This is a genomic window from Streptomyces sp. NBC_00440 (genome assembly GCF_036014215.1).
Classification (GTDB): Bacteria; Actinomycetota; Actinomycetes; order Streptomycetales; family Streptomycetaceae; genus Streptomyces.
In genome coordinates, this window is record NZ_CP107921.1 from 4,949,703 (window position 1) to 4,971,891 (window position 22,189).

The 22,189-nt window shown below is 69.5% G+C and carries 21 protein-coding genes; 14 read left to right on the top strand and 7 right to left on the bottom strand.

The genetic code is table 11. The annotated features are described in order from the left end of the window. Positions 1-4 precede the first annotated feature (4 nt). The 6 genes from OHB13_RS22415 to OHB13_RS22440 all read left to right on the top strand — a co-directional run bounded on the left by OHB13_RS22415 (position 5) and on the right by OHB13_RS22440 (position 6,123). Positions 5-373: a holo-ACP synthase gene (locus OHB13_RS22415; RefSeq protein ID WP_328378267.1), complete on the top strand. Its 369-nt coding sequence runs from the start codon at positions 5-7 to the stop codon at positions 371-373. 187 nt (positions 374-560) lie between these two features. Beyond that, on the top strand, positions 561-1,982 hold the full coding sequence (locus OHB13_RS22420) for an NAD(P)H-hydrate dehydratase (protein ID WP_266854229.1): 1,422 nt from the start codon (positions 561-563) through the stop codon (positions 1,980-1,982). Positions 1,983-2,411: 429 nt separating this feature from the next. Further along, the gene (gene alr / locus OHB13_RS22425; protein WP_328378268.1) at positions 2,412-3,548 is read left to right on the top strand and encodes an alanine racemase; all 1,137 of its coding nucleotides are present in this window, start codon (positions 2,412-2,414) and stop codon (positions 3,546-3,548) included. A 143-nt stretch (positions 3,549-3,691) separates the two neighbouring features. Further along, positions 3,692-5,098: an alpha/beta fold hydrolase gene (locus tag OHB13_RS22430; protein WP_328378269.1), complete on the top strand. Its 1,407-nt coding sequence runs from the start codon at positions 3,692-3,694 to the stop codon at positions 5,096-5,098. Next, positions 5,070-5,618 (top strand): tRNA (adenosine(37)-N6)-threonylcarbamoyltransferase complex ATPase subunit type 1 TsaE, encoded by a 549-nt coding sequence (tsaE, locus tag OHB13_RS22435; protein ID WP_328378270.1) that lies wholly within the window; start codon positions 5,070-5,072, stop codon positions 5,616-5,618. The genes OHB13_RS22430 and tsaE overlap by 29 nt, the downstream gene beginning before the upstream one ends. Before the next feature lie 340 nt (positions 5,619-5,958). Further along, positions 5,959-6,123 (top strand): hypothetical protein, encoded by a 165-nt coding sequence (locus OHB13_RS22440; protein WP_266854223.1) that lies wholly within the window; start codon positions 5,959-5,961, stop codon positions 6,121-6,123. Between the two features lie 260 nt (positions 6,124-6,383). Here OHB13_RS22440 and OHB13_RS22445 read toward each other — a convergent pair whose 3' ends face one another. Continuing rightward, entirely contained in the window at positions 6,384-6,950 is a 567-nt protein-coding gene (locus OHB13_RS22445; protein WP_328378271.1) for a hypothetical protein, read from the bottom strand. A 107-nt stretch (positions 6,951-7,057) separates the two neighbouring features. Here OHB13_RS22445 and tsaB point away from each other — a divergent pair, with 107 nt between their 5' ends. From tsaB to OHB13_RS22465, 4 genes are read left to right on the top strand one after another with little or no spacing between them, the layout of a single operon-like run. After that, on the top strand, positions 7,058-7,804 hold the full coding sequence (tsaB, locus tag OHB13_RS22450) for a tRNA (adenosine(37)-N6)-threonylcarbamoyltransferase complex dimerization subunit type 1 TsaB (RefSeq protein WP_328378272.1): 747 nt from the start codon (positions 7,058-7,060) through the stop codon (positions 7,802-7,804). A 17-nt stretch (positions 7,805-7,821) separates the two neighbouring features. After that, the gene (gene rimI / locus OHB13_RS22455; protein ID WP_266860771.1) at positions 7,822-8,301 is read left to right on the top strand and encodes a ribosomal protein S18-alanine N-acetyltransferase; all 480 of its coding nucleotides are present in this window, start codon (positions 7,822-7,824) and stop codon (positions 8,299-8,301) included. Then, entirely contained in the window at positions 8,294-9,481 is a 1,188-nt protein-coding gene (gene tsaD, locus OHB13_RS22460) for a tRNA (adenosine(37)-N6)-threonylcarbamoyltransferase complex transferase subunit TsaD (RefSeq protein WP_266854218.1), read from the top strand. Before rimI ends, tsaD begins: the two co-directional genes overlap by 8 nt. Beyond that, positions 9,478-9,765: a hypothetical protein gene (locus OHB13_RS22465; protein WP_328378273.1), complete on the top strand. Its 288-nt coding sequence runs from the start codon at positions 9,478-9,480 to the stop codon at positions 9,763-9,765. The genes tsaD and OHB13_RS22465 overlap by 4 nt, the downstream gene beginning before the upstream one ends. A 138-nt stretch (positions 9,766-9,903) precedes the next feature. Here the strand turns inward: OHB13_RS22465 and OHB13_RS22470 are convergent, their stop codons facing one another. Next, a complete protein-coding gene (locus OHB13_RS22470; protein WP_406070175.1) occupies positions 9,904-11,067 on the bottom strand; it encodes an HNH endonuclease signature motif containing protein in 1,164 nt (387 codons plus the stop codon). A gap of 968 nt (positions 11,068-12,035) precedes the next feature. Here OHB13_RS22470 and OHB13_RS22475 point away from each other — a divergent pair. After that, the gene (locus tag OHB13_RS22475; protein WP_328378274.1) at positions 12,036-12,758 is read left to right on the top strand and encodes a nucleotidyltransferase domain-containing protein; all 723 of its coding nucleotides are present in this window, start codon (positions 12,036-12,038) and stop codon (positions 12,756-12,758) included. A 168-nt stretch (positions 12,759-12,926) separates the two neighbouring features. Here the strand turns inward: OHB13_RS22475 and OHB13_RS22480 are convergent, their stop codons facing one another. Beyond that, positions 12,927-14,633, bottom strand: a complete 1,707-nt coding sequence (locus OHB13_RS22480; RefSeq protein ID WP_328378275.1) for an alpha/beta hydrolase — start codon at positions 14,631-14,633, stop codon at positions 12,927-12,929. A 262-nt stretch (positions 14,634-14,895) separates the two neighbouring features. On the opposite strand from OHB13_RS22480, the gene OHB13_RS22485 reads away from it, so the two are divergent. Next, positions 14,896-15,261 (top strand): hypothetical protein, encoded by a 366-nt coding sequence (locus tag OHB13_RS22485; RefSeq protein WP_328378276.1) that lies wholly within the window; start codon positions 14,896-14,898, stop codon positions 15,259-15,261. A 144-nt stretch (positions 15,262-15,405) separates the two neighbouring features. Here OHB13_RS22485 and OHB13_RS22490 read toward each other — a convergent pair whose 3' ends face one another. Continuing rightward, positions 15,406-16,638 (bottom strand): THUMP-like domain-containing protein, encoded by a 1,233-nt coding sequence (locus OHB13_RS22490; RefSeq protein ID WP_328378277.1) that lies wholly within the window; start codon positions 16,636-16,638, stop codon positions 15,406-15,408. Between the two features lie 324 nt (positions 16,639-16,962). Here OHB13_RS22490 and groES point away from each other — a divergent pair, with 324 nt between their 5' ends. Beyond that, complete coding sequence (gene groES, locus OHB13_RS22495) at positions 16,963-17,271, top strand: co-chaperone GroES (RefSeq protein ID WP_164262571.1); 309 nt, start codon at positions 16,963-16,965, stop codon at positions 17,269-17,271. Between the two features lie 126 nt (positions 17,272-17,397). Further along, complete coding sequence (gene groL, locus OHB13_RS22500) at positions 17,398-19,020, top strand: chaperonin GroEL (RefSeq protein ID WP_266854206.1); 1,623 nt, start codon at positions 17,398-17,400, stop codon at positions 19,018-19,020. Between the two features lie 112 nt (positions 19,021-19,132). On the opposite strand, the gene OHB13_RS22505 is transcribed toward groL, so the two are convergent. The 3 genes from OHB13_RS22505 to OHB13_RS22515 all read right to left on the bottom strand — a co-directional run bounded on the left by OHB13_RS22505 (position 19,133) and on the right by OHB13_RS22515 (position 22,188). Then, positions 19,133-20,161 (bottom strand): hydroxyacid dehydrogenase, encoded by a 1,029-nt coding sequence (locus OHB13_RS22505; protein WP_328378278.1) that lies wholly within the window; start codon positions 20,159-20,161, stop codon positions 19,133-19,135. Positions 20,162-20,446: 285 nt separating this feature from the next. After that, positions 20,447-21,304, bottom strand: coding sequence for a carbohydrate ABC transporter permease (locus OHB13_RS22510; protein WP_266854202.1), 858 nt, complete (start codon positions 21,302-21,304; stop codon positions 20,447-20,449). Then, positions 21,301-22,188, bottom strand: a complete 888-nt coding sequence (locus tag OHB13_RS22515) for a carbohydrate ABC transporter permease (RefSeq protein WP_328378279.1) — start codon at positions 22,186-22,188, stop codon at positions 21,301-21,303. Before OHB13_RS22515 ends, OHB13_RS22510 begins: the two co-directional genes overlap by 4 nt. Position 22,189 lies beyond the last annotated feature (1 nt).

The following is a 22,189-nucleotide window of genomic DNA, read 5'->3' on the forward strand; positions in this document are numbered from 1 at the left end:
CCGAGTGATCGTCGGCGTGGGGATCGACGTCGCGGAGATCGAACGGTTCGCCGCGGCGCTGGAGCGGACCCCCGAGATGGCGCAACGGCTCTTCCTGTCGGACGAGTTGCGGCTTCCGGGCGGTGAGCGGCGGGGTATCGCCTCCTTGGCCGCCCGGTTCGCGGCCAAGGAGGCGCTGGCCAAGGCGCTCGGCGCGCCCGGTGGGCTGCGCTGGACGGACGCCGAGGTGTTCGTGGAGGACGGCGGCCGGCCCCGGCTGCGGGTGACCGGCACGGTAGCGGCACGGGCCGCCGAACTGGGCGTGCAGTCGTGGCATGTCTCACTCAGCCATGACGCGGGGGTGGCCTCGGCCGTCGTGATCGCTGAGGGGTGATCTCTGATCTGAGGGGTGATCGCTTAGGGGTGGTGTGACGGGTGGTCAGTGGTGGCTGGTCGCTGTCGGGCTGAGGGTTGAGGGTTGAGGGCTGAGGTCCGGCCTGACTGGTGGCGGCCGGGTGAGGTCGGCGTGGCGTGGGTCGCGGGCGGTTGAGAGCGGCGGGGCGACAGTGGAGGGTTGAGGCATGCGTACTGCTTACAGCGTGGAGACCGTACGGACCGCCGAGCGCGAACTGATGGCCAGGCTGCCGGAGGGCGCCCTCATGCAGCGGGCCGCCGCCGGCCTCGCCGCGGCCTGCGCGGATCTGCTCGGGAAGGTGTACGGCGCCCGGGTGGTGCTGCTCGTCGGGAGCGGGGACAACGGGGGAGACGCCCTGTACGCGGGCGCCCGCCTGGCCCGGCGCGGCGCGGGGGTGGCGGCGGTGCTGCTGGCCCCCGACCGGGCCCACCAGGGCGGCCTGCGGGCGCTGCTCGCGGCCGGCGGGCGGGTCGACGACGTATCGGTGGTCGGCCGGGCCGACCTGGTGGTCGACGGGATCACCGGTATCGGCGGCCGGGGCGGGCTGCGGCCCGATGCGGTGGCCGCCCTCTGGGCGGTGTCCGACGCGGTGCCGGTGGTCGCCGTGGACCTGCCGAGCGGGGTGTCCGCCGACACGGGCGAGGTCGTCGGTGAGGCCGTGCGGGCGGACGCGACCGTGACGTTCGGCGCGTACAAGCCTGCACTTCTCATCGATCCGGCCGCCGAGTACGCGGGGGCCCTGCGGCTCGTGGACATCGGGCTCGACCTGCCCGTCGTACCGGACCTGGAGTCGCTCCAGTACGCGGACGTGGCGGAACTGCTGCCGATGCCCTCGGCGGAGAGCGACAAGTACCGGCGGGGCGTCGTCGGCGTCGTCGCCGGATCCGCACGCTATCCGGGAGCGGCCGTGCTGGCCGTGGCGGGCGCGCTGCGGGGCGGGGCAGGGGCAGTGCGGTATGTGGGGCCTGCCGCCGACGCGGTGATCGCACGGTTCCCGGAGACGCTGGTGCACGCCGGGCCGCCGGCGAAGGCGGGACGTGTTCAGGCGTGGGTCGTCGGCCCCGGCCTCGGGGACGACAGGTCGGTGGTCGACGACGTACTGGCATCCGACGTGCCGGTGCTCGTGGACGCGGACGGGCTGCGGCTGCTGGACGCGTCGGCCGTACAGGACCGTTCGGCGCCGACTCTGCTCACCCCGCACGCGGGCGAGGCGGCTGCCCTGCTCGACGTGTCACGCGAGGAGGTCGAGGGGGCGCGGCTCGCGTCGGTACGGGCGCTGGCTTCGCGCTACGGGGCGACCGTCCTGCTCAAGGGCTCGACCACCCTCGTCGCGGCCCCTTCGGGCGACACACCGGTCCGGGTGAACCCGACCGGAACCCCCTGGCTGGCCACGGCGGGCAGCGGCGACGTCCTGTCGGGCCTGGCTGGCTCACTGCTGGCGGCAGGACTGGACGCCAGGGACGCAGGCTCCGTCGCGGCCTATCTGCACGGCCTGGCCGCCCGCCGGGCTTCCGGCGGGGCGGCTGTGGTCGCCCAGGACGTGGCGGACGGGATCGCGGCGGCCTGGCGGGACGTCTGCGGGGGGTGAGGGGGTGAGGTGAGGGGGCGAGGAGTGAGGGGCGCTGAGGTGTCCGTCCTGGCCACTTCCTCGCTCGTGTCTCGGTCCGTCCTGGCCGGGGGTGGCTGCCTCACCCCCGGTGCCCGGCTGCCCTGGGTGGCTGTCCAGCCCTGCGCCCGGCTCGGGCACAGGGCTGGGCACAGGGCTGGGCGCCAGCGGGGCGGGCGCACGCGCTCTGCGAGGGAGTGGGAGCGGAAGCCCGCTCTGAGAGACTGGGCGCGATGACGGGGACAGACAGATGACTGAGGCACGTAGATGACCGGGACTCGTAGCGAGCGGGGCACCGAGACGGACGGGGCATGCGGCGACCGGGGCACCGGGACGGCTGGGACACGCGATGACCGGGGGACCGGGACAGCCGGGCGCGGTGACCGGGGGACCGGGACAACCGGGGCACTCATGCGAGCGCGTGCGGAGATCGATCTTGGCGCGCTGCGTGCCAATGTGCGCGCGCTGCGCGCCCGTGCGCCCCGTGCCCAGCTCATGGCAGTGGTCAAGGCGGATGCGTACGGCCACGGCATGCTGCCCTGCGCCAGGGCCGCACTTGAGGCCGGAGCCGACTGGCTCGGTACCGCGACCCCGCAGGAGGCGCTCGCACTGCGCGCCGCGGGTATCCGGACCCGGCTGCTCTGCTGGCTGTGGACGCCCGGCGGGCCGTGGCGAGAGGCGATCGAGGCCGATATCGATGTGTCCGTGGGCGGTATGTGGGCGCTCGACGAGGTACTGGATGCGGCCCGGGCGAGCGGCCGTACGGCCCGTATCCAGCTCAAGGCCGACACCGGTCTCGGGCGCGGCGGCTGCCAGCCCGCCGACTGGCCCGAACTCGTCGGCGCCGCGGTCGCCGCTGAGGCCGAGGGGCTGGCCGATGTCACCGGGATCTGGTCGCACTTCGCGTGCGCAGACGAACCCGGCCATCCGTCCATCGCCGCGCAGCGGGACCGCTTCGACGAGGCCATCGCGTACGCCGAGAAGGCAGGGCTCAGCCCCGAGGTCCGGCACATCGCCAACTCGCCTGCCGTGCTGACGCTGCCCGAGGCGCAGTACGACCTGATCCGTCCGGGCGTCGCGCTCTACGGCATCTCGCCCGTACCGCAGCTCGGCACCGCCGCCGACTTCGGCCTGCGTCCGGTCATGACGCTCAGCGCCCGCCTGGGCCTGGTCAAACACGTACCGGCGGGGCACGGCGTCAGCTACGGCCATCACTACGTCACCCCGGCCGAGACCACACTCGGCCTGGTTCCCCTCGGGTACGCGGACGGTGTCCCGCGCCACGCTTCGGGTAAGGGACCTGTGCTGATCGGCGGGCGACTGCGGCGGGTCGCGGGCCGGATCGCCATGGACCAGTTCGTCGTGGACCTGGAGGGGGACGAACTCCTTCCGGGTGCGGAGGCGGTGCTGTTCGGGCCGGGTGACCGGGGCGAACCGACCGCCGAGGACTGGGCCCGGGCCGCGGACACGATCGCGTACGAGATCGTCACCCGGATCGGGTCGCGAGTGGACCGCGTGTACGTGAATGAGGGACTGGGTGAGCAGTAACCCGTCCGACGGGCAGCAGTCCGGACGGTCACGACCGGACAGGCAGCAGCCGAACCGCCGGTGATGGGATGAACCAGCAGCCGGACGACGAGTAACCGGACGACGACGAGTAGCCGGACGACGACCAGTAGGAGAGCGGCACGGTGAGCGAGAGCACCAGCGCGAATGTGGCCCAGGCCGCCGCGGCGGGCGCCAACTGGCGCAGGGCCGGTGGCTTCGCCGGCGCCGCGATCGGTGTGCTCGCGGCCGGTGCGGCGGCGGGCGTGGCGGTCGAGCGTCTGACCGTCGGCCGCGGCATGCGCAAGAAGGCGCGGCTCGCCCTCGACGCATCGGGCCCGTACGGCTCACTGCGCGGTGTCCCGGGCCGGGCGGCCGCCGATGACGGGACCGGGATCTACTACGAGGTCGACGAGGTCGACGCTTACCCGCCGGGGTCGCTCAGTGGTGCGCGGGCGCGGGGTGTCGGAGCAGAGCCGGGTGGAGCTGGGACGGCTGGTGCAGCTTCGGGTGCTTCAGGTGCTTCAGGTGCTGCGGGAGCGGATGGGACCGTCGGGACGGCCGGCGGCCGCCGGGCGGCCGGGGAAGCTGCGAAAGACGGGACAGCCAAAGACGGGACAGCCGGGGCGCGTAAGCGGCGGTCGTCCGGGCGCCGGACGGTTCAGCCCGTCACGGTCGTCTTCTCACACGGTTACTGCCTCAGCCAGGATTCCTGGCACTTCCAGCGTGCGGCGCTACGCGGCGTCGTCCGGACCGTCCACTGGGACCAGCGCAGCCACGGCCGCTCGGAGCGCGGTCAGGCGCAGGCCGATGGCGTACCGCTCACCATCGACCAGCTCGGCCGCGATCTGAAAGCAGTCATCGACGCGGCAGCACCGGAGGGACCTCTGGTGCTGGTGGGACATTCGATGGGCGGCATGACGATGATGGCGCTCGGCGAACAGTTCCCCGAACTGGTCAGAGACCGGGTCGTCGGTGCCGCGTTCGTCGGCACCTCCTGCGGGAAGCTCGGCGAGGTCAGTTTCGGGCTGCCGGTGGCGGGCGTGAACGCGGTGCGGCGCGTGCTTCCCGGCGTGCTGAAGGCTCTCGGGTCCCAGACGGAGCTGGTGGAGCGGGGGCGGCGGGCCACGGCGGACCTGTTCGCCGGGCTGGTCAAGCGGTACTCGTTCGGTTCGAAGGACGTCGACCCCGGCGTGGCCCGGTTCGCGGAGCGGCTGATCGAGGGCACACCGATCGATGTGGTCGCGGAGTTCTATCCGGCCTTCACCGACCACGACAAGGCGGACGCGCTGGCCGAGGTCTTCGCCGAGGTGCCCGCACTCATCCTGGCCGGCGAGAACGACCTGGTGACACCAAGTGCGCACAGCCAGATCATCGCCGATCTGCTGCCCACGGCGGAACTGGTCATCGTTCCCGACGCCGGGCACCTGGTCATGCTCGAACATCCGGAGACCGTGACCGGCCGGTTGACCGAACTGCTGGCGAGGGCGGGTGCGGTACCGGTAGACGCTAACGTTGGCCTGTATGGAAGCCCCGCACAGCCCGGCAGCTGACACGGCCGCCGCATTCGCCACCCGCCTGACCATCGACTCCCCCGACCATATGCAGGAGTTGGGCCGTCGCCTCGCCGTACTGCTGCGCCCCGGCGATCTCGTGATGCTCTCCGGTGAACTCGGCGCGGGCAAGACCACCCTCACCCGGGGCCTGGGCGAGGGCCTCGGCGTGCGCGGAGCGGTCACGTCCCCGACCTTCGTCATCGCCCGTGTCCATCCGCCGCTGGGCGACGGCCCCCCGCTGGTGCACGTGGACGCGTACCGCCTGGGCGGTGGGCTCGACGAGATGGAGGACCTCGATCTGGACGTCTCGCTGCCCGACTCGGTGATCGTGGTCGAGTGGGGGGACGGGAAGGTCGAGGAACTGTCGGACGACCGGCTCCGGGTGGTCATCGAGCGGGGTGTGGGCGACACGGACGACGAGCGCCGCGTGGTGACGGTCAGCGGGTTCGGGGCGCGCTGGGCGGCAGAGAAACAGCGCACGGACCTCGACGGTCTCCGGGAGCTCGGGGAGGCCTGAGGGGGCTCTCTCCGGTCTGAGGGAGGCCACAGGGGCTTTGAGGGGATCGCAGCAGGTCTGGAAGGGCCCGGGGGCCTGACGGGGGTTCGGTGGAGGTTCGGGACGGGCCCGGGGGAGTTTCCCGGAAGGCCTGAGGGCTTCGCGATGCTCCGAGAGGCCGGGAGGAGGAGGCCTGGGTGCCACGGGGCTGCCTGAGCAGTTCGCATGCGCATCCGGAAATTCACCCCGTACTTTCCGACAAGCCGTCGGTAAGGTGTTGCACAGATCCCACCGGGCGTGGTGACATGGATACCAAGACCTGGTTAGGTCTACCTAACCATGCCTGACCGAGGAGGCAGCCATGTCCGCATCGGAGACCGAAGCGCAGTCGCCGTCCCCCATGTCGATGCGCGATCTGCTCGCCTCCTGCGAGGCGGCGAACGCCGTGTCCACACCACCGCGCGCCCCCGCGCCTGAGCCCACCGCCGTCACCGGGGAGCCTGAGGAAGAGCGCGACGCCGCGTAATCCGTATGGGTTGCCGCGCAATCCGTATGGATTACAGCCTGGCGGCAGAGCAGAGCGGCGGGCGCACAGGAGCCGCGCGAGTGTATGCGGGGCTGCCGGGTTCTGCCGGGTTCCGAGATTGAGTCGTACGGGAACCTGCGCGGGCCATACGGAAGCGCTGCGAGTCAGACGGAAGGCCCCCGCGCGAGCCATGCGAGATCGTGCGTGCGCCAGGGCCTCAGCCGCGGGCGCTGCATGAGCAGGCAGGAGCCGCGGGGCGGCTAAGGGACGACGACGATCTTCGTGCCGAACGTCGCGAGCGGCCACATCGCGTTGCCGTCCGCGCGCTTCATCCGGATTCCGCCGGTCTTCTGCTGCGGGTCGGGGCTCGACATCGAGTTGTCCGTGGCGGCGCTGAACCCGACCGTCACCCCGTTGACGCTCGCGAACCGCACCACGTGCTCGATCGGCACCCCGTCGGAGCCCATCGTGCTGCCTGTGCGCGAAGTCACCTGGTACGTTCCCGGGCGCGGATTCACCGCGCTCGGCATGACCTCGAAGGTCCGCACGCCGACCCCGGTGTCGCTCACCAGCCACACCCGCTTCGCCCCGAGCGAGTACACGACGCGGGAGCCGGCCCCCGAGTGCAGCGGCACCGCGTGGCTGTTCTGCTTTCCCGGCTTCGCCGGGGTGCCCGACGGGTTGGTCGAGGAGGACGCCGAGGACGAGGGCTTGGGGGCCGCGAGGTTGGCGGGGGCGTTTGCCGACGCCTGGTAGGCGAGGAAGCCGACCACGGCGAGCGCTGCCCCGGTGAGCCCGGCCACGATTCCCGAGCTGCTCCTTGACACCTGAGGCTCCCCATTTCTCGTACGTACGAATTCTCGGTGACGTTAGCAGCAGCGGGCTGACGGGATGGGGCGCCGTGCCCCCGCCGCAGGAGCCGTAGGCTGTTTGTGTGCTCCTGCTCGCCGTTGATACCGCCACGCCCGCCGTCACTGCCGCCCTCCACGACGGAACATCCGTGGTCGCCGAGTCCAGTCGGACCGATGCCCGCCGTCATGGGGAGTTGCTGCTGCCCGCCGTCGATCATGTCCTTGCCGAAGCCGGGCTGAAACTGGACGCCCTCACGGGCATCGTCGTCGGCGTCGGCCCGGGACCTTACACCGGACTGCGCGTGGGGCTGGTGACGGCCGCCACGTTCGGGTCCGCTCTGGGTGTGCCCGTGTACGGGCTGTGCACGCTGGACGGCCTCGCCTACGCGTCCGGGCTCGACGGCCCCTTCGTCGTCGCGACGGACGCGCGGCGCAAGGAGGTCTACTGGGCGCGGTACGACGGATTCCGGACCCGGCTGGGCGAACCTGCCGTGGACCGGCCCGGGGACATCGCCACACAGGTCGCGGGATTGCCTGCGGTGGGGGCAGGCGCGCTGCTCTATCCCGATACCTTCCTCGACGCGCGAGCTCCCGAACACGTATCGGCTGGGGCCCTCGCGGCACTGGCGGCCGAGAAGCTGGCACGGGGGATCGATGCCGCCGGAACCAGTTCCGCCGGAACCAGTGCCGACAGCAGCAATGGTGACGGGGCCGGAAATGAGCGGGGTGACGTGGTGATCGCTGAAGGGTTCCTTCCGGTCACACCGCTCTATCTGCGGCGCCCCGACGCCCAGGTGCCGAAGAACTACAAGGTGGTCACCCCGCAGTGACGGTCGTACTACGGGAGATGCGCTGGTGGGACATCACGCCCGTGCTGGAGCTCGAACACGAGTTGTTCCCTGATGATGCCTGGTCCGAGGGCATGTTCTGGTCCGAGCTCGCCCACGCGCGCGGACCGGCCGCGACCCGGCGCTATGTGGTCGCGGAGACCGCTGAGCGGATCGTCGGCTACGCGGGTCTTGCGGCTGTCGGCGGCATGGGCGACGTACAGACGATTGCCTCGGCCCGGGATCAGTGGGGCACAGGCCTCGGCGCCGAACTCCTGAGCGATCTCCTCCGACACGCCACCGCCTTCGAGTGCGGCGAGATCCTCCTCGAAGTACGGGTCGACAACATCCGCGCCCAGAAACTCTACGAACGCTTCGGCTTCGAGCCCATCGGCTTCCGCCGGGGCTACTACCAGCCGGGCAATGTGGACGCGCTCGTCATGCGCCTCGAACTGCGCCCGGAAATGGGCCTCGCACAAGGAACAGAGATCCATGGCTGACGAACCTCTCGTACTCGGTATCGAGACCTCCTGCGACGAGACGGGGGTCGGCATCGTCCGCGGTACGACGCTGCTCGCCGACGCCGTCGCATCGAGCGTCGACACGCACGCCCGCTTTGGCGGAGTCGTGCCGGAGATCGCTTCGCGCGCGCATCTGGAAGCGATGGTTCCGACCATTGAACGTGCGCTGAAGGAAGCCGGGGTCGCCGCCAAGGACCTCGACGGCATCGCCGTGACGGCGGGGCCCGGTCTCGCGGGGGCGTTGTTGGTCGGCGTATCGGCGGCCAAGGCGTACGCGTACGCGCTGGGCAAACCGCTGTACGGCGTCAACCATCTGGCCTCCCACATCTGTGTGGACCAGCTGGAGCACGGGCCGCTGCCCGAGCCGACCATGGCGTTGCTCGTGTCGGGCGGACACTCGTCGCTGTTGCTGGCACCCGACATCACGGCGGACGTCCGGCCCCTGGGTGCGACGATCGACGACGCGGCCGGTGAGGCCTTCGACAAGATCGCGCGGGTATTGAACCTCGGCTTCCCGGGCGGTCCGGTCATCGACCGACTGGCACGGGAGGGAGACCCGAAGGCGATTGCGTTCCCGCGCGGACTGACGGGGTCGCGTGACGCGGCGTACGACTTCTCGTTTTCCGGGCTCAAGACATCAGTGGCCCGCTGGGTCGAGGCGAAGCGGGCGGCGGGCGAGGAAGTCCCCGTGCGCGATGTGTCGGCGTCTTTCCAGGAGGCGGTCGTCGACGTACTCACGCGCAAGGCCGTCCGTGCGTGTAAGGACGAGGGCGTCGACCACCTGATGATCGGCGGCGGTGTCGCCGCCAACTCCAGGCTGCGCGCACTCGCCCAGGAGCGGTGCGAGCGGGCCGGTATCCGACTGCGGGTGCCGCGTCCCGGACTGTGCACGGACAACGGCGCGATGGTCGCGGCGCTCGGTGCGGAAATGGTGGCGCGAAACAGGGCGGCATCGGACTGGGAGCTGTCTGCGGACTCGTCGTTGCCGGTCACGGACCCGCATGTGCCCGGTATCGCACGGGACCATGGGGAGGGGCCTGGCCATGCTGATGTGGACGGGCCGGGGCATGGTCAGGCGGGTGGCCAGGGGCTTGGTGGCGGGCTCGTACATGATCACGACCATGTCCACGAAATCAGCAAGGGCAACCTCTACTCATGACCGTCGCGCTGATGTGGGAGGCCCGCGCGGCCGACGGCCGGGGCTGCGAGTTGCTGGAGTGGGCGCGGCAGCAGGCACAGGCAGAGGTTTCCAGGGCGGCCGCGGACGGTACGCGGGGCCCTCTGCGCCGTGAGTTTCTGCGTGCTCCGCAGGACCGGGTGCTGGTCCTCACCTGGTGGGACGCTCCCTATGATGCGGATCTGCCCGAACTTCCCGAGCCCGAAGCCGACTTGATCACCCGCGCGGTACACCGGTGGCGCTTTGAATCGGTCTGGGTGGAGTAGGCCGGCTGAGGGCTGTGGCTCTGTTTCCTGGATTGTCCACGCACACGTTGCCCGCTGGTCTTCGTGCCCGGCTGCTTCGCTGTTGCTTGCGCTGGACCTGGATCGGTAGCTAGTCGTGGAGGGTGCCCATCGCCTCTGCTATTCCGCGTAGTTACGCGGCGTATTGAGGTAGATGTGGCCGGTCGGACTGACCCAGGTGGTGATTCCGGTGACTGCATCACGCGTGACCGTCCAGTTACCGCGGTGCTTCATCAGGTGGTGGCGACGGCAGATCGGGATGAGATTCTCCGGGACTGTCTTACCGCCGGACTCGGGATGGTCGTGATCGAACTCCTTGACGTGGTCGAGATCGCATCGCTGTGCGGGCATGCGGCAGGAAGGGAAGGCGCACTGCTGGTCCCGGGCGATGACATGTCGTTCGGCTTCGGCGGTGGGGCTGTAGGTGGCGGGGTCGGTCTTGATGAGCAGGCCTGTTTTGGGGTGGGTGATCAAGCGACGCCAGATCGTGCCCTCGGCGAAGGCGATGGTGCGGGCCTGCGTGGCGGTGATGGGGCCGTAACCCTTCAGCTCTGCCGGATCCTCGCTCACGCCGATCAGTACGTCGAGGGGCACGGTCACGTGCACGAGTGCGGTGGTGGGTCGCCGAGAGAGGCCTTGGGGTGCCTCGGATTCCGCAGAAGCGGAGGAACCGCTCGGCAGGGCAGGTCGGTTGAGGATGAGATCGGCCAGAGCATCCACTCGGCGCTGGCTGAGGGTGCGGCCGTCCACGACGAGGGTCGTGGCATGGGCGTCGACTGCTTGATCGAAACGGGCGCCGAGGTCTGCCGGCACCGTGGCACCCCAGGTGATCATGCCGTCGTCCTGTGGATAACGGACGATCTCCCGCTCTTTCGTCCGCAGTTCCAGCCGACGCTGGTAGCCCTCCGGGTCCGCCTTGATTACCTGGCGGCGCAGCGCTCGGGAGCTCTGGCCAGTTGCTTGGGTGGGCATCCTCGTCGCCATGGCGGTCTCGACTCGGGCGGCTGCCTTCGGTTCGAGGACCCGGCAGGCGTTGGCCAGATTCCTGGCCTGCATGTAGCAGATCTCTCCGCCTTCGAGCAGGCCGAGCGTGTTGGCGTAGTGGCCGGCCAGTTCCTTGGCGATCTGAAGCCGCTCGGTGGCGGTCGCGTTGCTGATGCGCAGGGCACAGGCCACCTCTTCGGTCGCGTAGTCCCCGTTGTTCAGGAGCTGGGTGTCGATATCGCGTTCGCTGGAGGGCGGTGCTGACTCGGCATGTGCGGCGATGTCCGCCAGTAGATGCACTTGCCGGGCAGCGAACCATGCTGCGTGGCGCTCCAGTACGGCCAGAGCGTCGATACGTCCGCGCGGCGACAGCTTCTTTGACTCCAGGGCTCCGAGGAGCGCAGCAGTCTGGGCTGAGGGAGCTGCCTCCCGTAGGTGGGCAGCCCAGTCGTCCGGTGTCTGAGGGCCGGCTGTGTTCGGTTGGGCTGCTGGAGCTGCTGGAGCTGCTGGAGCTGCTGGAGCTGCTGGAGCTGCTGGAGTTGAAGAACCTGAGGGGCCTGAGGGGCCTGAGGGGCCCGAAGGAGCTGGTGGATCGGGGACTGCGGATGCACCGGGCAACTGGTGTTGGAAGTCTTTGTCCAGTCCGTCCAGCCCGCCCGCCCCCTCCGGCGCGCCAGGTGGGCCGGGCGGGCTGGACGAAGCCCGTGGCTCAGGCTCATTTCTGTCCAGCACAGCGGTCTGGGTTGCGGTCCGGGTTACGTACGTCGCCCGGTCGGTGCTGATCCGGGCTGCCTGGATGGACTGGATTGCCCGGCTGGACTGCGCTGCCTGGCTGGCCGCTGCCATTCGGTTCGTCTGATCAGTCTGGATGGTCATGGCCCACACCCCCGTGATTGGCCTCAACTCTTGCTCGCCATCTCCCCGGCGAGTCACACCCCTATCGTTGCTCACTCTCCGTAGTAACGCCAGGTCGTGATGCAGTTTCACTCGTATGAATGGCAGATCCGGAACATGGAACTCAACATCTTTGCCCTGCAGCGGACTTGGCCTCGATCTCGCTCATCCTGATCACCGTCAACCACCCGGCAGGAACAGTGCGCTTACGTGTGCCACGGAACCTGGAGTAGACAAGGGTGCTGGAGCAGCTACCGGTTCGGATGCGGGCGGGCGCGGTACGGATTTCGCAGGACCGGTGAGGTAGCGAGTTCTCCCGTAGCGTCCACGGGAGAGGGTCCGGTCTGTCCCGGCCTGCCTTACGCTGTGGTGCCATGTCCCCCACCCCGCCCGCCATGGACCTCGACCCCGCCCGTCGGGCCGTCTTCGCTCAGGAACTGCGGGACGCGCTCGCGGCGCAGTGCCCCGGATCGGTAACCGCGCTGCGTGGTTCGCTTGCCCGGGGCACTGCGGATCCGTACAGCGACATCGATCTTGCCTGGACTGTGCCCGATGCGCAGTTCGAGGCCTGTGTGGCTGCCGTCGGGCCCTGCCTGGGTGCGGTGCGAGCGGTCGTCTCGCTGCGAAGCGATCCGGATTCTCAACGAGATTCTCAACGTCCATGCAGTCGGAAGCTGTTGTTCCTCGCCTTCCGGGATATGCCGCTGTTTTGGCGGCTGGATCTGGAGATCCTGGCAGTTTCCGACGGGTCGGCCGGCCCGTCCGGTCCGGTGGGCCCGGTGGGTGCGGGCCTCGGCGGGGGCCGGGCGCAGGAGGACGGCGGCCCCGAGGGGGTGGGGGATCCCGAGTGGTCTCTCGCGGCCAGTGCACTCGCCAATGCTGTGGCTGTCGTCAAGGCGGTGCTGCGCGGGCAGCCGGAGGTGGCAGTGGGGCTGCTGGAGCGCGGCCTGCGCCGGATCGGCGCCGGCGGGTCGGCGAGCGGTCGGTGGCGTGCGGACGTCGTACGGCTCGCAAACGCCGCCGCCGAGCACGAGCCCGCTCAGCGCCCCCTCGCCGACCAGGTCAAACGTCTCGCGGCGGAGCTGCTGGAGGGGTGACAGTTACATCGAGGGCCTGACAGCTACGGCAAGGAGCGACAGCAGCTGCAGTTCGGAGCGCGGCTGATCGCTGGAACCCCGAACACCGGCTCCCTGGAACCCCGAGCCCCCCGGGGCCCCGCGCCTGGCTGCCCCACAACTCCGCGGAGCCCCCCCCGGGATCACCGGTCAGGAACAGCTGGTCCCGTACGCCGGTACCTTCCCGTCCAGCAGATACGCGTTCGCCGTGCCGTCGATGCACGCGCTGCCGTTCCCGTAAGAGCAGTGCCCCTCGCCGCCCTTCCAGGTGACCAGTACCCCGACCCCCTTCCCGAGCCGCCGCGCCATCGCTTTCGCCCCGCCGTACGGGGTGGCGGGGTCGCCCGTATTGCCGATGACCAGAATGGGCGGGGCTCCTTTCGCGCTGACCTCCATATGCTTCGTGGCCCCCTTGACGGGCCAGTACGTGCACTGGTTCAGCGCCCACGCGAACTGCGCGCCGAACAGCGGCGACGCCTTGCGGTAAGCGGGGAGCCGGCGCTCGATCTCGGCCTTCTGCACCGGTACGCCGGAGTCGGCGCAACTGGTCGCCGAGAAGACGTTGTTGCTGTTCGAGTAGTGCCCCTTGGCGTCGCGGCCCGTCATGCTGTCGGCCATCGTGAGCAGCGCCGCGGGGTTGTGCGTACGGAGGTACCCGGCGACCGCGCTCGCCATCCGCGGCCAGCCGGAATCCGGCGAGTACAGCGCACCTTCGATCGCTGTCAGGGCGAGCGAGTCGTTGAGGGTGCGGCCCCCCGCTGCGGCCGCGGGGTGCTTCTCCAGACCGGCCACGAGGCCGGTCAGCACCTTCTCGACCCCTTCGGGAGTGGAGCGGTGCAGCGGACAGAGGTACGTGGCCGCGACGCACGAGCGCGCGAAGTGGTCCAGGGCCAGCTGAAAGCCCTTCAGCTGGTAGAAGGCCCCCTGTGTGAAGTCCTTGTCGGGGTGCATGACGCCGTCGAGCACCGCACGGCCGACCTTCTGTGGGAAGAGATGGGCGTAGGTCGCGCCGAGCTCCGTACCGTACGAGAAGCCGTAGTAGTTCAGCTTCCTGTCGCCCACCGCCGCGCGGATCCGGTCCAGGTCCCTGGCCACATTGGTGGTCGTCAGATACGGCAGGAGAGGGCCGGACTTCTTCTCGCACTGCGCCGCGAAGTCACGGGTCGCGTCCATCCACCGCCGGACCTCGGTGGGGGTGTCCGGGGTGGAGTCGACGGCGTTGAGCGCATCGGTCTCCGGGCCGGTGAGGCAGTTGACGGGTGCACTGTTGCCGACTCCGCGCGGATCGAAACTCACCAGGTCATAGCGGGTGTTGAGCTTCGCGAACGTCGGCGTGAAGGCAGGCAGCGTGTCGACGCCCGAGCCACCGGGACCGCCGAAGTTGTAGACCAGCGAGCCGATGCGTTTGCCGGGACCCGTCGCGCGATGCCGGATCAGCGCCAGCGGAATCGTCTTCCCTCCGGGCTTGGTGTAGTCGAGGGGGACGTTCAGAGTGGCGCAGGCCCAGCCGGTGCCGGGGGCCTTGCCGCCGCCCTGCGCCTGGGAGGGCGCGGGGCACCTGGTCCACGTCGGCCGTTCCTGAGCCGGTGGTGCCGCGCCCGCGCCGGCGGCTGCCGGCGGAGTGACGGCGGGCGGGGCCGGGGCGGTGGCGAACGCGGGCCCGCCGAGCAGCAGAGAAGCGGCAGCGGCGCATCCCACGGCACGGCCGACGGCTTTACGGGGTACGCCGGCCCATGCCTTACGGGACGGCTCACCGGGGGGCGTACCGGGCGGCGTACGGAACGCCACGGGGAGGGACGAGCGGGACGAACGGAGCGACAAACGCGCCGACGGGCGCGACGGCTTACGAGGCGTCATGTTGATCAGTCTCTGACGGACCGTCGGATCCCGCCCGGCGCAAGGTCCGTACGGGGGACGGCGGGCCGATCACCCAGCCCGGTCACCCAGTCCGGGGCTCCCTCAGCCCACGCCGACCCGCTCAGCGCACACCTCCTCAGCCCACACCTCCCCCCCCAGCAATCCGGGCCAGGATTATCCTCCGGCCATACGGCACCCGGTGTCCGTACGTACGCGTAACCTTGAAATCCAGGACGCACGGGCCAGGGGGAAGGGGCCGCAAGTGAGCTGGTTCTGGTGGGTATTCATCTTCTTCATGGTCGGCGGCTTCGGCTGGGTCGCCGATACGGGCCGCACCGCGCTGCGCACGCGCCATGAGCGCCGGATGGAGCGGCTGGAGACGGCCGAACGGGAGCGCAGGGAGATCGAGGCGGCGCACAAACCGCCCGAGCCGGTCTGTGGCTGCACGCATCACCTCGCCAAGCACGACCGGCAGGGCAAGTGCCACGAGACCGTTGAGGTGCCGACATCCTGGGACGAGAACAAGAAGCCGCTGAGTTTCGAGCCCGGGGTCTGCAACTGCCAGCAGTACGTGGGACCGCAGCCGCTGTCCCAGGTGTACGCGGACGAGCTGACGGACCTGGCCTGACGGACAGGGCAAGGGAAGCGGGGGCCAGGGAAGAGGGCGAGCAAAGAGGTACGCAACAGCAGGGCCGGGCTTCGTCAGGCGTTCGACGTCATGGGCTCGACGTCATGGGCTCGAAGTCATGGGCTCGAAGTCATGGGCTCGATGTCACGGGCTCGAAAGGTGGCCCGCGGGCTGTCCGATCAGCATCGTCGGCGCGCCTGCGACGCGGGTGAGGATCACGGTGGCCGCGTTCGGCCCCTGCGGCTTGACCCTGCGTCGTACCTCTTCCGGTTCGACTGCCGAGCCGCGCTTCTTGACGGTGAGGTTGCCGACTTCCCGCTCGCGCAGCAGGGCCTTCAGCTTTTTCAGGCCGAAGGGGAGTTCGTCCGTGATCTCGTAGGCCGTCGCATACGGGGTGGGGCGCAGCTCGTCCGCCGTGACGTAGGCGATGGTCTCGTCGATCAGCCCGCCGCCGAGTTCCTCGGCGACCTCGGCGACGAGATGGGCGCGGATGACGGCGCCGTCCGGTTCGTACAGATACCGGCCCAGTGTGCGGACCGCGGGGTCGGGGAGTCCGCGGCCCGTGAGGGTGGCCCCGGAAGGGAGCAGTGTGGCGCGGCGCAGCCCCGGATCCGTGCCGAACCAGAGCACCGCTTCCTTGACGTCACCGCCGTCGGAGATCCACTCGGCCTCGGCGCTGCCGGGGATCATCTCGTGCGGGATACCCGGAGCGATCTTGATGGCTCCCGCTGCTCCCGCTGCTCCCGCTGCTCCCCGGGGTGACGGGCCGGACTCCGGGCGGTCGGCCACCGCACCGGTAGCCCAGGACAGCGGCGGTGAGTACGCCTCGGGGTTGAAGATCCGACCGCGACCGCCACGCCGTGCCGGGTCGACGAAGACCGCGTCGTACGGGTCCGTGCAGACCTCCGCCACATCCGCGCACCGCACCTCGATCAGGCTGCTCAGCCCGAGGGCGCCGGCGTTGGCCCGTACGACTTCGGCTGTCAGCGGATCGCGGTCGACCGCCAGTACGGAGATCCCGGCGCGGGCGAGCGCCAGGGCGTCCCCGCCGACGCCGCAGCACAGGTCGGCGACGCTGCGTACCCCCAGCTCGGCGAAGCGGCGGGCGCGGTGATCAGCGACGGATTTACGGGTGGACTGCTCGACGCCGTTGGGTGTGAAGAACATCCGGTACGCGTCGTCCGCGCCGAATTTCGGCACCGCTCGCTGCCGCAGCCGAGCCTGGGCGAGGGCGGCGGATACCAGTTCGGTGGGATACGAGCGGCGCAACCGGGTGGCGACGGCCAGTTCCTGTGCGGGGTCGTACTCCCGCAGGGATGCGAGCAGGGCGGCGCCCTCATCGGTGAACAGTGCGGTGAAGGCGTCGAGATCGGTCACCCGTCCATTGTGGGTGATCGGCTGCGAGCGCTCCCCCTTGCGGGTTTCGACTGTGTCCGTCAGTCCGTCCCGGAGGGGGAGGGGCGGGTACGCGGCGGGGAGGGGCGGATACGCGGGGAGGCGCGGGAGGAAGGCGACATGGCCCGGCAGATTGGCACTCCGCTTGACCGAGTGCTAACTGCCGTCCTAGTCTCAGTTCTGGCACTCCCCACGGGAGAGTGCCAAATATGGCGACGGGCCGGTCCGGCACCCGCGACGACGGATCCAACCGGTCGCCACTCAGACAGTTCACCCCGTGAGATCTCCGAAGGGGGAGACCGGATCGTGTCGACAACCAGCTCCAAGGTTGCCATTAAGCCGCTCGAGGACCGCATTGTGGTCCAGCCGCTCGACGCCGAGCAGACCACGGCCTCCGGCCTGGTCATTCCGGACACCGCCAAGGAGAAGCCCCAGGAGGGCGTCGTCCTGGCCGTGGGCCCGGGCCGCTTCGAGAACGGCGAGCGTCTTCCGCTTGACGTCAAGGCCGGCGATGTCGTGCTGTACAGCAAGTACGGCGGCACCGAGGTGAAGTACAACGGCGAGGAGTACCTCGTCCTCTCGGCTCGCGACGTTCTCGCGATCGTCGAGAAGTAATTCACCGACGTATTTCTTGATCTGCGCCCCTGGCCCCGCATCTTCTGTGTTCGCACACGTGTGTTCGCACAATGAGTGACGGGCACTGGGGGCGCAGTTCGTTTTTGAGAGGACTGAATCAGCTCCATGGCGAAGATCCTGAAGTTCGACGAGGACGCCCGTCGCGCCCTTGAGCGCGGCGTCAACAAGCTTGCCGACACGGTCAAGGTGACGATCGGCCCCAAGGGCCGCAACGTCGTCATCGACAAGAAGTTCGGCGCTCCCACCATCACCAACGACGGTGTCACGATCGCCCGCGAGGTCGAGCTCGACGACCCGTACGAGAACCTCGGCGCGCAGCTGGTGAAGGAGGTGGCGACCAAGACCAACGACATCGCGGGTGACGGCACCACCACCGCCACCGTGCTGGCCCAGGCGCTGGTCCGCGAGGGTCTGCGCAACGTCGCCGCCGGCGCTTCCCCCGCCTCCCTGAAGAAGGGCATCGACGCCGCGGTCAAGGCTGTGTCCGAGGAGCTCCTCGCGACCGCCCGCCCGATCGATGACAAGTCCGACATCGCCGCTGTCGCCGGTCTCTCCGCGCAGGACAAGCAGGTCGGCGAGCTCATCGCCGAGGCGATGGACAAGGTCGGCAAGGACGGTGTCATCACCGTCGAGGAGTCCAACACCTTCGGTCTGGACCTGGACTTCACCGAGGGCATGGCCTTCGACAAGGGTTACCTCTCGCCGTACATGGTGACCGACCAGGAGCGCATGGAGGCCGTCCTCGACGACCCGTACATCCTGATCCACCAGGGCAAGATCGGTTCGATCCAGGACCTGCTGCCGCTCCTTGAGAAGGTCATCCAGGCGGGTGGCTCCAAGCCGCTGTTGATCATCGCCGAGGACGTCGAGGGCGAGGCCCTGTCGACCCTGGTCGTGAACAAGATCCGCGGCACCTTCAACGCGGTCGCGGTCAAGGCCCCCGGCTTCGGCGACCGCCGCAAGGCGATGCTCGGCGACATGGCCACCCTCACCGGTGCCACGGTCATCGCCGAGGAGGTCGGACTCAAGCTCGACCAGGCCGGTCTCGACGTGCTGGGCACCGCCCGCCGCGTCACCATCACCAAGGACGACACCGTCATCGTCGACGGCGGTGGCAAGTCCGACGAGGTCCAGGGCCGCGTCAACCAGATCAAGGCCGAGATCGAGTCCACGGACTCCGACTGGGACCGCGAGAAGCTCCAGGAGCGCCTTGCGAAGCTGGCCGGCGGCGTGTGTGTGATCCGCGTCGGTGCCGCCACCGAGGTGGAGCTCAAGGAGAAGAAGCACCGTCTGGAGGACGCCATCTCCGCGACCCGCGCCGCGGTCGAGGAGGGCATCGTCTCCGGTGGTGGCTCCGCTCTGGTGCACGCCGTCAAGGTGCTCGAAGGCAACCTGGGCAAGACCGGCGACGAGGCCACGGGTGTCGCGGTCGTCCGCCGTGCCGCTGTCGAGCCGCTGCGCTGGATCGCCGAGAACGCCGGCCTCGAGGGCTACGTCATCACCTCGAAGGTCGCCGAGCTCGACAAGGGCAACGGCTTCAACGCCGCGACCGGCGAGTACGGCGACCTGGTGAAGGCCGGCGTCATCGACCCGGTCAAGGTCACCCGCTCCGCGCTGGAGAACGCCGCGTCCATCGCTTCGCTGCTGCTCACGACCGAGACCCTGGTCGTCGAGAAGCCGGCGGAGGAGGAGCCCGAGGCGGGCCACGGCCACGGCCACTCGCACTGAGGCTGACACGACGCACGCCTGAGGCCCGGCACCCCTTCACTTGGAAGGGGTGCCGGGCCTCGGTGTTTACGGGGGGCGGGAGCCGGGAGCCGGGGGCCGTGACCGGGTCCGGTCAGGCCGAGTGCGTCAGGTCCGACGGAAGCACGGGATCCGCGAACTCCTGCCCCGACGTGTACCGTTCGAGCTCGTCCAGAGCCTGGTCCGCCATCCGGTGCAGCTCGCCGCCGAGCGACCCGGCGATGTGCGGGGTCAGCAGAACGTTCGGCAGGTCGTAGAGCGGTGACTCCGCGTACGGGGTCTCAGGCTCCGTCACATCGAGCACCGCGTGCAGCCGCCCGCCCACCAGTTCCGGAACCAGCGCGTCCTCGTCGATCAGCGAACCGCGGGCCGTGTTGATCAGCGTCGCCCCGTCCGGCATCGCGGCCAGCTGGCGGGCCCCGATCATGTGCCGGGTGGCGGGAAGCTGCGGGGCGTGCACGCTGACGATGTCGCTGTGGGCGCACAGTTCGTCCAGCGGCACCGGCTCCACACCGAGCGCGGCGGCTTCTGCCGTATCGACGTACGGGTCGTACAGCAGGACCCGCAGATCGAAGGGGCGCAGCAGTTCGATCACCCGTCGGCCGATCCGGGAGGCGCCGATGATGCCGACGGTGCGCCGGTAGTTGCCCGCGCCGTCCAGCTCGTCCCGCCAGTCGTGGTCGCCGCGCATCGCGCGGTACCGGTAGGCGGACTGCAGGACACGCTTGTTGGCGAGCAGGATCGTGGCGAGGGTGTACTCGGCCACGGGCAGCGCATTGGCCGCGGCGGCCGAAGCGACGGTGATGCCGCGCTCCCAGCATGCCTCGGTGATGTGGTGCTTGACCGAGCCGGCCGCGTGGACGACGGCGCGCAACCGGGGTGCGGAGTCCAGGATCCGGGGGGTGAGCGGGGTCGCGCCCCAGCAGGTGAAGAGGACTTCAGCCCCGGCGAGAGCCGCGGCGACCTCGGCCGTGGGTCTCGCCAGGTCGTGAGCGACGAGTCGGCTGTCCGTACGCGCCAGGGTGGTGAGCCGGACGTGATGGCGCTCGGCGAAGAGGCGCTCCACGATGCCCGGAGCCATCGCAAGCAGGACGCCCGGCCGATTGTCAGTGGCGTGGTGCATGGTGGTTCCAGTGCTCCTTCTCGGTTGCTTCGGGCGCAGCCCGGTAGGAGTCGGCCCGGTCTGTGCCGGCCTGGTGTGCGGTGGCATGGTCTGTGTCGGCCGGGTCGGAGTCGGCTTGGTTTGACGTGGCTGGGTCTGGGATGGCTTGGTCTGGGGTGGCTTGGTCTGGGGTGGCCTGGTCTGCGTCGGCTTGGCGTGCGGTGGCCTGGTCCTGCTTGGCCTCGTCCGCGTCGGCCCGAACCGGTCGGGACCGGACCGTGATGGGCGGTGGCCGTTCGGCGGTGGTCATTTGACGCTTCCGGCGGTCAGACCGGCCTTCCAGTGCCGCTGGAGCGAGACGAAGGCGACGATCAGGGGGATGACGGCGAGGAGGGAGCCGGTGACCACGAGCGGATAGAAGCTCGGCTCGCCATGGGTGTTGGTGTTCCACGAGTACAGGCCGAGGCTCAAGGGGAAGAGATCGCGGTCCGAGAGCATGACCAGGGGGAGGAAGAAGTTGTTCCAGATCGCCGTGAACTGGAAGAGGAAGATCGTCACGAACCCCGGCATCATCATGGGCATACCGATGGACCAGAAGGTCCGCAGCTCACCGGCCCCGTCGATACGGGCTGCCTCCAGCGCCTCATTCGGGATGTAGCCGGCGCTGAAGACCCTGGCGAGGTAGACGCCGAAGGGGTTGACCAGGACCGGGATCAGCACCGACCAGTAGGTGTTGACGATGCCGATCTTGCTGGCCAGCAGATACATCGGCAGCGCGAGTGCGGTGGTGGGCACCAGCACGCCGAGCAGGACGAGCCCGAAGAGCTTCTCCTTGCCCCGGAACTCGTACTTGTCGAAGGCGTACCCGGCGGCGACGCAGATAAGTGAGCAGAGGACGGCACCCACACCCGCGTACAGCAGGCTGTTCCCGTACCAGCGGAAGTACACGCCGCCACCGTAGGAGGCCAGGTCGGAGATGTTCTGGCCGAGGTTGAAGCCCTTGAACGAGAAGGCGTTGCCGGAGAGCAGCCCGCCGGTGTCCTTGGTGGAGGCGGTGACCAGCCAGATGAGGGGGAAGAGCATGTAGACGACGGCGAGGACCAGCGCGCCGTTGACCGCGGTCTTCGAGAGCCAGCGGTTCTTCGGTGCCGGGCGGGGGCTCATGCGTTCTTCCCCTTACGGCCGGTGAAGCGGGTGACGAGGAACGACAGCAGTGCGGCGGTGAGAGCCAGGAGCACGGAGGCGGACGCCGCGAGCCCGTAGTCGTTGCGGGAGAAGGCGGCGGTGTACGCGTACATGTTCGGTGTCCAGGTGGAGGAGACGGCGGACCCGGCGCCGCTGTTGAGGATCAGCGGCTCGGTGAACAGCTGGAGCGAACCGATGATGGTGAAGAGCGCGACCATCACCACGGAAGCACGGATCAGCGGGAGCTTGATGCTGACGGCTGTGCGCCAGCCCCCGGCGCCGTCCACCGTGGCCGCTTCGAGAACCGAGCGGTCGATGGCCTGCAGGGCGGCGTAGAAGATCACCATGTTGTAGCCGAGCCACTCCCACAGCGCGATGTTGACGACGGAGGGGAGAGCGCCCGACGAGGAGAAGAAGTCGAAGCCGATGCCGCCCGAGTGCATCGCGGAGACCACCGGGCTCAGCCCCGGTGTGTAGAGGTAGACCCAGATCAGCGCCGCGATGATGCCGGGAACGGCGTGCGGCAGGAAGAGCGCGAGCTGGAAGAAGCGTTTGGCGCGGGCCAGCGCGGAGTCCAGCAGCAGTGCGAGTGCGAGGGCGCCGCAGACCATCAGGGGGATGTAGATGACGCAGTATCCGAGCAGTACGCCGAAGCCCTCACGGAAAGCCCGGTCACCCAGCGCCGCCGCGTAGTTGTCGAGACCCGAGAACACGGACTCGGAGCCGCCGAACCCCAGTCCCGACTGCTTCTCGGTGAAGAGGCTGAGCCAGACCGCGTATCCGATCGGCACCAGCATCACAGCGGTGAACAGGACGTAGAACGGGGTCAGCAGGATCACGGCGGCGCGGGTGCGGGCCTTCATA